This is a genomic window from Streptacidiphilus jeojiense, from assembly GCF_000719095.1.
Classification (GTDB): Bacteria; Actinomycetota; Actinomycetes; order Streptomycetales; family Streptomycetaceae; genus Streptacidiphilus; species Streptacidiphilus jeojiensis.
The window spans coordinates 37,825-50,727 of sequence record NZ_JOEH01000023.1 but is presented as its reverse complement, the minus strand read 5'-3'; the positions used below and the strand labels follow the sequence as shown (position 1 = coordinate 50,727).

Annotated in this window: 11 protein-coding genes; 6 read left to right on the top strand and 5 right to left on the bottom strand. The window is 73.7% G+C overall.

The features are described from left to right. Positions 1-84 precede the first annotated feature (84 nt). The 6 genes from IF29_RS0128560 to IF29_RS0128535 all read left to right on the top strand — a co-directional run bounded on the left by IF29_RS0128560 (position 85) and on the right by IF29_RS0128535 (position 7,729). Positions 85-2,085, top strand: coding sequence for a mannosyltransferase YkcB-related protein (locus IF29_RS0128560; RefSeq protein WP_051726137.1), 2,001 nt, complete (start codon positions 85-87; stop codon positions 2,083-2,085). Between the two features lie 78 nt (positions 2,086-2,163). Then, complete coding sequence (locus IF29_RS0128555; protein WP_030260829.1) at positions 2,164-3,474, top strand: DUF6716 putative glycosyltransferase; 1,311 nt, start codon at positions 2,164-2,166, stop codon at positions 3,472-3,474. A 62-nt stretch (positions 3,475-3,536) separates the two neighbouring features. Next, positions 3,537-4,772 (top strand): acylneuraminate cytidylyltransferase, encoded by a 1,236-nt coding sequence (locus IF29_RS0128550; protein ID WP_030260827.1) that lies wholly within the window; start codon positions 3,537-3,539, stop codon positions 4,770-4,772. After that, entirely contained in the window at positions 4,769-5,776 is a 1,008-nt protein-coding gene (locus IF29_RS0128545) for an N-acetylneuraminate synthase family protein (protein ID WP_051726136.1), read from the top strand. The genes IF29_RS0128550 and IF29_RS0128545 overlap by 4 nt, the downstream gene beginning before the upstream one ends. After that, complete coding sequence (locus tag IF29_RS0128540; protein WP_030260816.1) at positions 5,773-6,816, top strand: hypothetical protein; 1,044 nt, start codon at positions 5,773-5,775, stop codon at positions 6,814-6,816. The genes IF29_RS0128545 and IF29_RS0128540 overlap by 4 nt, the downstream gene beginning before the upstream one ends. Position 6,817: 1 nt before the next feature. Beyond that, a complete protein-coding gene (locus IF29_RS0128535) occupies positions 6,818-7,729 on the top strand; it encodes an ABC transporter permease (protein WP_030260814.1) in 912 nt (303 codons plus the stop codon). Positions 7,730-7,778: 49 nt separating this feature from the next. On the opposite strand, the gene IF29_RS0128530 is transcribed toward IF29_RS0128535, so the two are convergent. The 5 genes from IF29_RS0128530 to IF29_RS47025 all read right to left on the bottom strand — a co-directional run bounded on the left by IF29_RS0128530 (position 7,779) and on the right by IF29_RS47025 (position 12,854). Further along, a complete protein-coding gene (locus tag IF29_RS0128530; protein ID WP_030260812.1) occupies positions 7,779-8,447 on the bottom strand; it encodes a response regulator transcription factor in 669 nt (222 codons plus the stop codon). Beyond that, entirely contained in the window at positions 8,444-9,688 is a 1,245-nt protein-coding gene (locus tag IF29_RS0128525) for a sensor histidine kinase (RefSeq protein WP_051726156.1), read from the bottom strand. The genes IF29_RS0128530 and IF29_RS0128525 overlap by 4 nt, the downstream gene beginning before the upstream one ends. Before the next feature lie 87 nt (positions 9,689-9,775). Beyond that, complete coding sequence (locus tag IF29_RS0128520; RefSeq protein WP_084715120.1) at positions 9,776-11,086, bottom strand: geranylgeranyl reductase family protein; 1,311 nt, start codon at positions 11,084-11,086, stop codon at positions 9,776-9,778. 11 nt (positions 11,087-11,097) lie between these two features. Next, positions 11,098-11,952 (bottom strand): DUF4184 family protein, encoded by an 855-nt coding sequence (locus IF29_RS47030; protein ID WP_030260803.1) that lies wholly within the window; start codon positions 11,950-11,952, stop codon positions 11,098-11,100. Continuing rightward, complete coding sequence (locus IF29_RS47025) at positions 11,880-12,854, bottom strand: EamA family transporter (RefSeq protein ID WP_037597015.1); 975 nt, start codon at positions 12,852-12,854, stop codon at positions 11,880-11,882. Before IF29_RS47025 ends, IF29_RS47030 begins: the two co-directional genes overlap by 73 nt. Between the last annotated feature and the right edge of the window lie 49 nt (positions 12,855-12,903).

Here is a 12,903-nt window from a genome sequence, read left to right as displayed (position 1 = left end):
TTTCGCTCCCTTTGCCTTTCGAGTGAGATGGCATTGAAATGTAATTCAGCTGGAACTCACAGCTGAATGCCACAGCATCCTGCCGTGACCACCACTGCAACCGTCGCCGCACCGGCCCTCCCGGAACCCCGGGTCCGCCCGCGGTACGCCCGCCCCGCGCTCCTGCTGATCGCCGCCCTCGCGGCGCTGCTGTACAGCTGGGACATCGGCGACTCCGGGTACCACGCGTTCTACGCCGATGCCGTCCGCAGCATGTCGCTGAGCTGGAAGGCGTTCTTCTACGGCTCCTTCGACCCGAGCAGCTCGGTCACCCTGGACAAGCTGCCCGGCTACCTGTGGCCACAGGCCCTGACGGTGCGTCTGCTGGGGTTCCACACCTGGACCCTGCTGCTGCCCCAGGCGGTCGAGGGCGTGCTCTCGGTGCTGGTGCTGCACCGTGCGGTACGGCGCTGGACCGGTGAGGGCGCCGCCCTGGTGGCGGCCGCCGCCTTCGTGGTGACCCCGACGGTGGCCGGGCTCTTCCGTACCGTGACCGAGGACGCCCTGTTCACCCTTCTTCTGCTGCTGGCCGTGGACGCGGTGCAGCGGGCGGCCAGCACCGCTCGGCTGCGCCCGCTGCTGGCAGCAGGGGCCTGGATCGGTCTCGGCTTCCAGGCGAAGATGATCGAGGCCTGGGTGGCGCTGCCGGTGTTCGGCCTGGTCTACCTGGTGTGCGCGCCGACCCGGCTGCGCCGGCGACTGCTGCACACCGCGGCGGCCGGGGTACTGGCACTCGCGGTGTCGCTGTCCTGGATGACCGCGGTCAGCCTGACCCCGGCCGCGGACCGGCCGTACGTGGACGGGACCACCGACAACTCGGTGTTCAGCATGGTCGTGGGCTACAACTTCCTCAGCCGGTTCGGCGGCCTGGGCGTGAACGCGGCCAGCACCGGCAGCGTCACCGCCGGCGTCGGCCACGACGCGGGCTCGACCGCGACCGGCACATCGGCCGGCACCGCGAACCGAGCCAGAGCCGGCGCCGCGGACCGGACCGACCGGGTCGCGGCCGAGTCCCAGGACCGGTCCGGCTGGTCCAAACTGTTCGTCAAACCCCTCGGCTCACAGGTCGGTTGGCTCTACCCGTCGGCGCTGACGGGTCTCGTCCTGGGCCTGTGGCGGCGGCGCGGCCGGCCGCGCACCGACCGGCAGCGCTCCGGCCACCTGCTCTGGGGCGGCCTGGCCGGCGTCTTCCTGCTGGTGTTCAGCGCCGGCGCGGTCGACGGCCACACCTACTACCTGGGGGTGGTCGCCGCGCCGCTCGCCGCGCTCACTGGCGCCGGGTCCACGCTGCTGCGGCGCGCCCACCGGGCCGGCGGACGGGCCGCGCTGGCGCTGCCCGTGACCGTGGCGGCCGGCCTCGCCTGGGCCTTCGCGGTCTCCCGGGAGTACCCCGGCTTTCTGCCCTGGGCCTGGCCGTCCGCGCTGGCCCTGGGCCTGCTGTCGGCCGTGCTGCTGCTGTGGCAGCGGCTGCGTCCGACGACGCTGCGGCCGGCGGCGGCCCGCCGGATCGCCGCCCTGGGCCTGGCCGCGGCGCTCGCGGCCACCCTGGTCAGCCCCGCCGCCTGGTCGGCCAGCGTGCTCTCGCACCGCTACGGGCACTCCTGGCTGGGCACCGTCGGAGCGCCCGCGCTGAAGTCCACCGGAGCGCGGGCCACCAGCGGCAGCGGCGTCTCCTCCACGCTGACCAGGAGGCAGCGCGAGCTCTACGCCTATCTGACCGCGCACCGGGACGGCGCCGAGTACCTGATGGCCGTGGAGAGCTGGCAGCAGGCCACCCCCTACATCCTCGCCGAGGGCGCCTCCGTGCTGGCCGTCGGCGGGTACACCGGCCTGGCCCCCACGCCCACCGCCGCGCAGTTGGCCTCGCTGGTGGCCGAGGGCAAGGTCCGCTACGTCCTGCTGCGGCACAGCGGCCACCGGACCGCTCCGCGAGCCTCCGTCAGCACCTGGGTGCATACGAACTGCACCCTGGTCCCGGCCGCCGGTTACGGCGGGAGGTCCACAGGGGGCTCAACGGATCTGTACAGCTGTTCAAACCATTTCTAGGCGGATCCACAGAATCGGAAATGCCCCTGCCAGCCGTTCTTAATAGTTTATAAAGAATGGATCCATACCTTCAGGGACATGCCGATGATCAATCCGCCGCGGCGCGTCTCCGTACTGGCCGACTCGGACAGCCGCTGGAAGTGGGGGGCCGCCCTGGCCCGAAGAATCGCCCCCGAGGCGACGCTGGACGCCTACTTCCTGAACGGTCGGGCCACGCCCACCGAACGGCAGCTGGCCGAAGTCGGCGTCGTCCCCGACTCCTCCTGCGAGGTGACCGTCGCCGAGTTCCTCGCCGACCCCAGGGTCGCCGAGGCGGACGTGCTGATCCTCGCCCTGGTCGGCGGGGGCGCACAGGCACTGCTGCACGGAACGGCGCGGGCCTGGTCCGCCCTGCCCAGCCGACCCGTCGTCATCACCGGCTATGTCGGCGTCGTCTACGAGAAGCTCACCGACGGACTGCTGCTGCGGGCCGGCTCCGACATCGTGCTCGCCAACACCACCGCGGACGCCGAGCGCTTCCGCGAGGTGCTGGCGGGGGTCGGCGCCGACCCGGGAAGCGTGGTGGAGACCGCCCTGCCGTTCCTCGGCGGCGAGCAGTACGTGCCTGCCCCGGATTCACGCCGTTTCACCGTGTGCTTCGCCGCGCAGCCGTCGGCTCCGCGCAGCAGATCGGCCCGGAGGGCACTGCTGGAGCGCGCCGCCCAGCACGCCCGGCGCTACCCGGACCGCGACGTCCTGGTGAAACTGCGCAGCCTACCCGGCGAGCAGACCACCCATGTCGAAGACTTTCCTTACCAACGGCTGCTGCACGAGCTCACCATCCCGGCCCCGTTCAACCTCGACCTGGTGTACGGGCACATGAGCGACGTACTGGACCGCACCGACCTGCTGGTCACGGTCAGCTCCACGGCCGCGCTGGAGTCGCTGCACCGCTCCATACCCACCGCCGTGCTCACCGACTTCGGCGTCCGCGAGCCGCTGGGCAACCACTACTTCATCGGCTCCGGCTGCCTCACCTCCTGGGACGAGCTGGACGCCGGGATCGTCCCGGTCCCCGACCAGCAGTGGCTGCGGCGGCACGGGGTGATCGCCGACCAGCCCTACCTGGCCCTGCAGCAGCGGATCAGCGAGCTCCGCAGCCTCCCCGAGATGCCCTCGCTGGTGCCCTACTACTCCGAGTCGCGCGCCAGCGGCTACCAGCCGGCGCTGCTGCGCCGCTACGGCCTGGATCCCAAGGGCGCGCCGCTGGTCGAGGCGCCGCCACCGGACGCCCGCTCCGGAGCGCTCACCCGAATCGTCCGCCGCACCGTCCGCCGTTCCGCCCGCCGCTGCTACCGGCTGGGTGCCCAGCGGGTGGCGCCCGTCATCCGCCGCTGGGGGCAGCTGTGACCCTTGACCAGCCCGAGAACCATCCTGCCGAGAACCGTCCCACCGAGAACCGTCCCGCCGACGTGCCCGACGGCCGTCCCGACGTCCTGGTCGTCATCCCCGCCCGCGGCGGCTCCAAGGGCGTCCCGGGGAAGAACCTGGCGCCGGTCGGCGGGGAGCCGCTGGTGGCCCGTGCGGTCCAGGCCTCGCTGCGGGCCCGCCGCACCACCCGGGTGGTGGTCTCCACCGACGACGCCGGGATCATGCGGGCGGCCGGCGCCGCCGGGGCCGAGGTGGTCCGGCGTCCGGCCGACATCGCCGGCGACACCTCCAGCAGCGAGAGCGCGGTGCTGCACGTCCTGGACGAGCTCGCCCGCAGGGAGGGCCTGGACCCGGAGGTGGTGGTGCTGGTCCAGTGCACCAGCCCGTTCCTGACGCCGGAGGAGATCGACGGCGTGGTCGCGGCCGTGCTGGACGACGGCGCCGACTCGGCGCTGACCGCCGCGCCGTTCCACGGCTTCCTCTGGCGCACCGATGGCCGGGGCGCTCCCTCCAGCCACGGCGTCAACCACGACCACGCCCACCGGCCCAGACGGCAGGACCGCCCCGAGGACCTGCTGGAGACCGGCGCCGCCTACGCGATGCGGGCCAGGGGCTTCCGGGCCGCCGGGCACCGCTTCTTCGGCAACGTCGCGCTGGTGCGCACCGATCCGGCCCGGGTGCTGGAGATCGACGAACCGGACGACCTGGTCCGGGCGCAGGCACTGGCCCCGCTGTTCGTCGACCCGGCCGCCCTCGAACCGGCGCTCCCCGAGCCGCTCGCCCCGGTGCGGCTGCCCGGCCGCGAGGACATCGACGCCGTGGTGCTGGACTTCGACGGCACCCAGACCGACGACCGGGTCTGGATCGACGCGGACGGCCGGGAGACCGTGGCCGTGCACCGCGGCGACGGCCTGGGCGTGGCCCGGCTGGTCCGCGCCGGGCTGACCGTGCTGATCCTCTCCACCGAGGCCAACCCGGTGGTGTCGACCCGGGCCCGCAAGCTCAATGTCCCGGTCCTGCAGGGCATCGCCCGCAAGGACCACGCCCTCGCCCTGTGGGCCGAGACCCATTCGATCGACCTCAGGAGGGTCCTCTACCTGGGCAACGACGTGAACGACCTGTCCTGCTTCAGCCTTGTCGGCTGGCCCACCGCCGTCGCCGACGCCCAACCAGAAGTGCTGGACCGCGCCCGCACCGTGACGGAACGTCGCGGCGGCCACGGCGCAGTCCGCGAAATAGCCTCCTGGCTCCTTGGAAAGGAACTCCTCCACCCATGATCACCAACCGCACCGACGCCAAGCCCGTCGAGACCAAGCTCGCGGACACCACCCGGCTGCGCCCCCTCGGCGACAAGCTGGCCGGCCCCGGACAGCCCGTCTACGTCGTCGGCGAGATCGGCATCAACCACAACGGCGAGCTGGACAACGCCTTCGCGCTGATCGACGCCGCCGCCGACGCCGGCTGCGACGCGGTCAAGTTCCAGAAGCGCACCCCGGAGATCTGCACCCCGCGCGACCAGTGGGACATCGAGCGGGACACCCCCTGGGGCCGGATGACCTACATCGACTACCGGCACCGGGTGGAGTTCGGCGAGGACGAGTACCGCGCCATCGACGCCCACTGCAAGAAGCGCGGTATCGCCTGGTTCGCCTCCCCCTGGGACGTCCCCAGCGTGGACTTCCTGGAGCAGTTCGACCAGCCCGCGTTCAAGGTCGCCTCGGCCAGCCTCACCGACGACGAGCTGCTGCGCCGGCTGCGCGAGACCGGCCGGACGATCATCATCTCCACCGGGATGTCGACGCCCCGTCAGATCCGGCACGCGGTCGAGGTGCTGGGCAGCGAGCGCATCCTGATGTGCCACACCACCAGCACCTACCCGGCCCCCACCGACCAGCTCAACCTGCGGATGCTGGAGACCCTGCGCCGCGAGTACCCCAACGTGCCGATCGGCTACTCCGGCCACGAGATCGGCCTGCAGACCACCCTCGCCGCGGTGGCGCTGGGCGCCGTCTTCGTCGAGCGGCACATCACCCTGGACCGCGCCATGTGGGGCTCGGACCAGAGCGCCTCGGTGGAGCCCGGCGGCCTGGAGCGCCTGGTGCGCGACATCCGCGTGGTCGAGGCGGCCCTGGGCGACGGCGTCAAGAAGGTCTACGACGCCGAGCGCGCCGCCATGGCCAAGCTGCGCCGGGTGCCGGGCAACCTCAGTGCCCTGCCCCAGCAGCGCGGCAACGAGGACAGCACCGGCCCGCAGACCGCAGAGTCGGCAGTCGCGTCGTGACCCCACCCGCGCTCGCGCTGGTGGAGAGCCCGGCCCAGCTGCTGAACGTGCTGGAGTGGGCTCTCGGTGACCGCCGCGGGGCGGACGAGGGGCCGGTGGCCGTCGCCGTGCTGCTGCCCCAGGACGAGCCGACCCGGCGTCAGCTCGCCGCCGTGTCCGGTCTGGCCCGCTCCGCCGGGCTCCGGGTGAGTGCGTACGAGGTGCGCGGCAGTGCCGCCGCCCTGGCCGGCTGCTGCGCCCTGCTGGCGCCGCGGCTGGCCGGGGCCCGCCGGCTGATCCTGGGCGACCCCTTCTCCCGGCTGGTGCAGCTGCTGCTGCCGCTGTCGCCGGCCAGGGAGCTGGTCCTGGTCGACGACGGCACGGCGACCCTGGAGCTGTCCGAACTGCTGCTGGCCGGGCGCCCGCTGGTCCGCTGGCACCGCAGCGGGGCGGCCCGGGCGTCCGGCGCCGCCGACCGGACCACCCGCCGGCTGCTGCCGCGCCGGGGGCACCGGTTGGAGCTCTTCACCGCCATGAGCGGCCCGCTGGAGCTCCCCCCGGGCACGGCGACGAGCTCCAACCAGTACAGCTGGGCGCGCGGACGGTTCGGCCCGCCCACCGTGCTCCCGCTGGTGGACCTGGCCGGCTGCTCGCTGGTGGAGACCGGTCTGATCACCGCCGCGCGCTATGTCGAGGGGGTGGCCCAGCTGGCCCGCCGGCTCGGCGTCTCCCGCTACCTGGCGCACCGCCGGGAGGAGCCGGAGAAGCTGCGGCAGCTGGAGCTGGCGGCTGAGCTGGAGATCGTCCAGCCCCGGCTGCCACTGGAACTGGCGGTACTGACCGAGCCGGTGGGCGGCACGGTGCTCAGCTTCCCGTCCACGATCCTGCACACCCTCCCCAGGATCCTGCGGGGCCACCCGGTCGAGATCACCGCCTGCGAGGAGATCCGCGGCTGGCTGCGCCCCGACGCCCCGGCGCACGCCTCGGCCTTCCTGCACCGGGTCACCGGACTCACCGGACTCACCGCAGTAGACACCGCAGCGGTCAGGAGGCCGCACTGATATGAGCAGCCAGACTCTCGACGCGGGCCCGGCCCGTCCCGAGCGGCTCGTCGAGCCGAGCTCCGCCGAGGTCGCCGCCCGGTACGGGCTGACCGTCCCCGGGCAGCGGCCCCCGTTCTGGTCCTATGTGCGCTCGCTGGTGGCCTACCGGCACTTCACCTTCGCCTACGCCCGGGCCCGGGTCGCCAGCGTCTACTCCTCGGCCCGGCTGGGACCGCTGTGGAACGTGCTGACGCCGCTGCTCCACATCGGGGTCTACTACCTGGTGTTCGGCTGGATGCTGGACCGCAAGGCCGGTTCCGGCGAGAGCTACATCGGCTTCCTCTCCATCGGCGTGTTCGTCTTCAGCTACACCCGCGAGGCCTTCGCGGTCGGCACCAAGTCGGTGGCCGACCGGATGACGCTGATCCGCGCGCTGTCCTTCCCCCGGGCGCTGCTGCCGCTGGCCACCGTGGTGCAGCAGCTCATCATCCTGGGCTTCTCGCTGGGCATCGTGGCCTGGATCCTGGTCGCCGTGGGCCAGATCCCGTCGACCCGGTGGCTGCAGATCCTGCCCGCCCTGGTCCTGCAGACCCTGTTCAACGTCGGTGCGGCCCTGGTCATGGCCAGGATCGGCGCGGTCCTGCGGGACATGCGCGAGCTGGTCCCCTGGGTGCTCCGGGTGTGGATGTACACCTGCGGCGTGATGTACAGCCTCAACAAGCTGACGGCGCACGCCCCGCACTGGGTCCGACTGATGCTGGAGTTCAACCCCGGCGCCATCTACATCGAACTGTCCCGCCACGCACTCCTCGACGGCTACGGCCAGACCACCCCGCACGCCTGGTCCGCAGGCCTGTTCTGGTCCCTGCTGTCCCTGGGCACAGGCCTGGTCTTCTTCTGGCGCGCCGAACACCGCTACGGCCGCGGCTAGCGGAACTCTGCTGCGTCGTCTACGTGCCTTGTCGCGGTCTGCACCTGGGTCATCCGCCCAGCCAGCCCGGGCGGACCAGGCCTGACTCGTAGGCGAGGACGACCAGTTGGGCGCGGTCGCGGGCGCCGAGTTTCACCATGGCGCGGCTGACGTGGGTTTTGGCGGTGAGTGGGCTGACGACCAGTCGGCCGGCGATCTCCTCGTTGGAGAGGCCCAGGCCGACCAGGGCGACCACCTCGCGCTCGCGTTCCGTCAGCCGGGCCAGGGCGGTGGAGCGTTCCGGCTCCTTGGAGCGGGCGGCGAACTCCGAGATCAGCCGGCGGGTCACCCCCGGTGACAGCAGACCGTCGCCGCCGTGCACCGCCCGTACCGCGCGGACCAGTTCGGCCGGCTCGGTGTCCTTGACCAGGAACCCGGCCGCGCCGGCCCGCAGCGCCTCGAACACGTACTCGTCCAGTTCGAAGGTGGTCAGTACGACCACCTTGATCCGGGCCAGCGCCGGATCGCCGGTGATCGTCCGGGTCGCGGCCAGGCCGTCCTGCCCGGGCATCCGGATGTCCATCAGCACCACGTCCGGCCGCAGTTCACCGGCCAGCCGAACGGCGGCGAGGCCGTCGTCGGCCTCGGCGACCACCTCGATGTCGGGCTGTGCGTCCAGCAGCGAGCGGAAGCCGGCCCGGACCAGCACCTGGTCGTCGGCGAGCAGTACGCGGATCATGGCAGCTCCTGGGCGGTGGAGGGCCGGTCGGCCCGGTGCAGCGGCAGTTCGGCGTGGACGCGGAAGCCGGTTCCGGACGGGGCGGCGCTGACGCTGCCGCCCAGCGCGGCGACCCGTTCCCGCATCCCGGTGAGCCCGCTGCCGGACCCTCCGGCGCGGGGCCCGCCGGTGGCCGAGAGCGGTCCGGGGTCCTGGACGTCCAGGGTCAGCGCCTCGTCCGCGAAGACGAGACCGACCTGCGCGGTACGGGCCGAGGAGTGCCGGATGACATTGGTCAGCGCCTCCTGGACGATGCGGAAGGCAGCCAGTTCGACGCCCTGCGGCAGCGCCCTGCGGGTGCCGGTGGTGTGCAGCGCGACGTCGAGGCCCGCGGAACGGGCCTGGGCGACCAGCTCGTCCAGGCGGTCCAGGCCGGGCGCCGGGGTGCGCGGGGCGGCGTCGTCCCGGCCCGGGGTGCGCAGCGTGCCGAGCACCTGGCGGACCTCGCCCAGCGCCTCCTTGCTGGTCTGCTTGATCGTGGTGAGCGCGGTCCTGGCCTGCTCCGGATCGCCGTCCAGCAGTTCCAGCGCCACCCCCGCCTGGATGTTGATCAGCGAGATGCTGTGCGCCAGCACGTCGTGCAGCTCGCGGGCGATGGCGAGGCGCTGCTCGTCGGCGACCCGCTGCTCGCGCTCGGCCCGGACCTGGCGCCGCTGCTCGCGCTGCTCGACCCGGCTGCGGACCACCTCCGCGGCCAGCACCACCAGCAGCAGCCAGGCGATCGTGCCCAGTTCCCTGGCCCAGTCGCGGGCGTCGTTCCAGTGCAGGTCCCCGGTGGCCAGAGTCAGCGTCAGATGGGCGAGGTAGAGTCCGGCGACCGAGATCCAGGCGGCCCTGCGGTGGCCGGTGAGGATCGCGTTGACGAAGCCGACCACCACGCTGAGGAAGATCGGCCCGTACGGGTAGCCGACCAGCAGGTAGACCACCACCACGGCGGCGGTCCCGACGCAGGCGGCGACCGGCAGCCGGTTGCGCAGCAGCAGGATCGCCGGGCCGAGCAGCAGCAGCACGAAGCCGAAGGGGTCAAGCTGGTGCGCCTGCGGCTGGCCGTGCTGGGCCGCGCGGGTGCCGACCACCTGGATCAGGGCCAGCCCGATGCTGCTGAACACCAGCGCGCGGGAGGGCAGCGGGCGCCCGCCGGCGCCGCGCCGCAAGGGCTCCCTGCCCTCCCGGCGCTCCCTGCGGGCTCGGGGATGGTCCATGCCGTCACGGTAGGTCATCATCGGGCCCGGCGGCGTCACCCCGGGGCGGACAGCCGTGCTACTCCCCGGGGAGTACGCGGACGGCGCTCAGGACCGGGTGAGCAGGTCGATGGTCGAGCGGCCGAGGCCCTGCGAGCGGGCCAGCCCGGCGAAGGTGGTGTGGCCCTGGGTGACCCGGGCGAAGGCCCGCCAGGCCGGGCGCAGCCCCAGCGCGGCGAAGTGGAACGCCCGCGGGCGGCTCTCGAAGGCGGTCATCAGCTTGCGGCCGATGCGCATCTCCTCGCCCAGGTCCGCCTTGATGGCGAAGGCGTAGTTGAGCGCCTGCCGGCGCACCTCCACCGGGTCCGGGGCGGCGGCGAGCCTCGCGGCCCACTGCCCGGCCAGCCGTCCGGAGCGCAGCGCGTAGGAGATGCCCTCGCGGGTCCACGGCTCCAGCAGTCCGGCCGCGTCGCCGGCGACCAGGACCCGGCCCTTGGCCAGCGGGGAGTCCTCGGAGCGGCAGCGGGTCAGGTGGCCGGACTCGATCGAGGGGGTGAAGCCGGCCAGGCCCAGCCGGGCGATGAACTCCTTAAGGTAGGCGCGGGTCTCGGCACCCTGGCCCCGGGCGGCGATGACGCCCACGGTGAGGCTGTCCCCCTTGGGGAAGACCCAGCCGTACGAGCCGGGGACGGCGCCGCCCCAGTCCAGCAGCACTCGGCCGCGCCAGGCCGCGGCGACCGAGTCCGGGACCGGGATCTCGGCCTCCAGGCCCAGGTCGACCTGGTCGAAGCTGACGCCCACGTGCGCGCCGATGCGTCCGGCGCTGCCGTCGGCGCCGACCACGGCCAGGGCCCGCACGGTACGGCCGTCCTGGAGGGTGAGCACCACGCCCTCGTCGCCGTTCTCCTGCACGCCGCTGACGGCCACTCCGGTGGCCAGCACCGCACCGGCCTTCTCCGCGCACTGCACCAGCCGCTGGTCGAACTCGTCCCGGTTGACCAGCCCGAACAGCATCTTCTTGGAGCGGCGGGTGCGCTGGAAGCGGCCGTCAAGGGCGAAGGTGATGGCGTGGACGCGGTCCTTCAGCGGCAGCACGAAGCCGGGCGGCAGCGCGTCCCTGGAGGGGCCGATGATGCCGCCGCCGCAGGTCTTGTAGCGGGGCGGGGCGGCCTTGTCGATCAGCAGCACCCGCGGCGAACCGCCGTTCGCACCGGTGGACGACGCGGCCTCGTAGGCGGCGGAGGCGCCGGCCGGACCCGCGCCGACGACCACGACGTCCCACACCCCGCCGAGCTCGCCGCTGCCCTGGTCGCCGTGGCCCTGCTCATCGGTGTCGAGCTGGGAGCCGCTCGGAACGCCGGGAGCCGACGTGTCGGTGCTGGGGGCCTGGTCGCCGCTGGGGCGCTGCGTCTGCGTCACACTTCCTCATATTAGAGGGCGTCGCCGTGAGCACCCGCACCCGCCGGTCGCGCCTGGTCCGGACGGGTCGTCAGCCGGACGGCCAGTGCCACCGCCGCGGCTCCGACGGCCGCTCCGGCGCCGCCGCCGAAGGACGCGGCGGCGACCAGCTCCGCCGGGGCGAGCCGGCCGCCGGACCTCGGCAGCTCCCGCGCGGTCCGGTGCACCGCGCCGAGGACGGTGCTCGCCGCGACGGCGGCGACCGCAGCCCTTCTGACGCCGGGTCGCAGGGTGATCCGGCGCGGCTGCGGCAGCTCCCGGCGCCGCAGCGCCGCGCTCCCGGAGACGGCGATCAGGCCCAGGCCGACGGCGGAGGTGCCCCACTGCAGCGCGTGGTAGACCGGCATCCCGCCGACCGTCCGGCGCAGCGCAGGGAACCGCCGGACCCCGGCCCGGCCGTGGTGGGTGAAGGCGTCCCAGCCGACGTGGCTGAACGCGCCCAGCGCCGCCGAGGCGGCGAACCACGCGGCGTCAGCGGGTTGGCAGGAGCCGAAGCGCCCGGGCCCGGGCTTGCGGCTGGGGGCGGTGAGCGCGTCGGCGCGGTCGGCCCAGGGGTCGGGCAGCAGCGCGACCAGCGGTTCGCGCAGCAGCCCGTGCCAGCCGACGACCAGCCCGGCGGCGATGGCCACGTCCAGGGTGGGCACCGCCCACGCGCGGTGGGCGGTGCCGCCGAGGCCGTAACTGCCGGGCAGCAGGCTCTCCAGGAAGAAGGGCACGTCCGGTGCCAGCGATCCGGCGACCATGGCCGAGGCGATCAGCGGCCCGCGGCCGCGGCCGTCGGCGATGAGGGGGAGGACGGCTGCGGGGTGGCTGAGGGTGAAGGGCACGGGGCCATCCTGCCGGGCCCGGCCCCCTTCGGCACAACGGCACGCGGTCCGGCCAGGGCGCCCAGCAGGGTCCCGGCGAGGGCCAGCGCCATGCCGGTGAGCTGGACCGGTGTCAGCCGCTGGTCCAGCAGGGCCCAGCCGATGACGGCCGCGGCGAGCGGGCTGAGCAGGCCGAGGAAGGCGACCGAGGGGGCGTCCAGCCTGGCGATGCCGCGGAACCAGAGCCAGTAGGCCAGCGCGGTGTTGGCGGTGGCCAGGTAGGCGTAGCCGAGCAGTGCCGTGCCGCCCAGCGCCGGGACCGGGCCCTCGACCGCGAGGGCCACCGGGAGCAGCAGCAGGCCGCCGGCGGTGAGCTGCCAGCCGGTGAAGGGGAGCGCGCCGACGCCCTCGGGACGGCCCCAGCGCTTGGCCAGGACGGTGCCGGTGGCCATGCAGGCGGCTCCGCCGAGGCCGGCCAGCACCCCGACCGCGTCCAGTCTGGCGGTGGCCTGGAGCACCACCAGCGCCACCCCGAACAGGCCGGTGACACCGCCCAGCAGGGCGCGGCGGCTGGGCAGCTGCCCGAGCAGCGGGATCGCCAGCGCCGCGGTGAGCAGCGGCTGCACCGCGCCGAGGACGGCGGCGATGCCGCCGGGCAGGCGGTAGGCGGCCAGGAACAGCAGGGCGAAGAAGACCCCGATGTTGAGCGCACCGAGGACCCCGGCGCGCCACCACCAGGAGCCGTGCGGCAGCCGGCGGGTGGCCAGGAGCAGCAGCAGTCCGGCCGGGAGCGCGCGCAGGGTGGCGGCCAGCAGCGGACGGTCCGGCGGGAGCAGCTGGGTGGTGACCGCGTAGGTGGAGCCCCAGGCCAGCGGGGCCAGCGCGGTGACGGCGAGGGTGCCGACGGCGGTGGTTCGGGGCATGACTGCGACTCCTCGGGTCGGTGCGGCTCGGTGCAGCTCGGTGACGGGT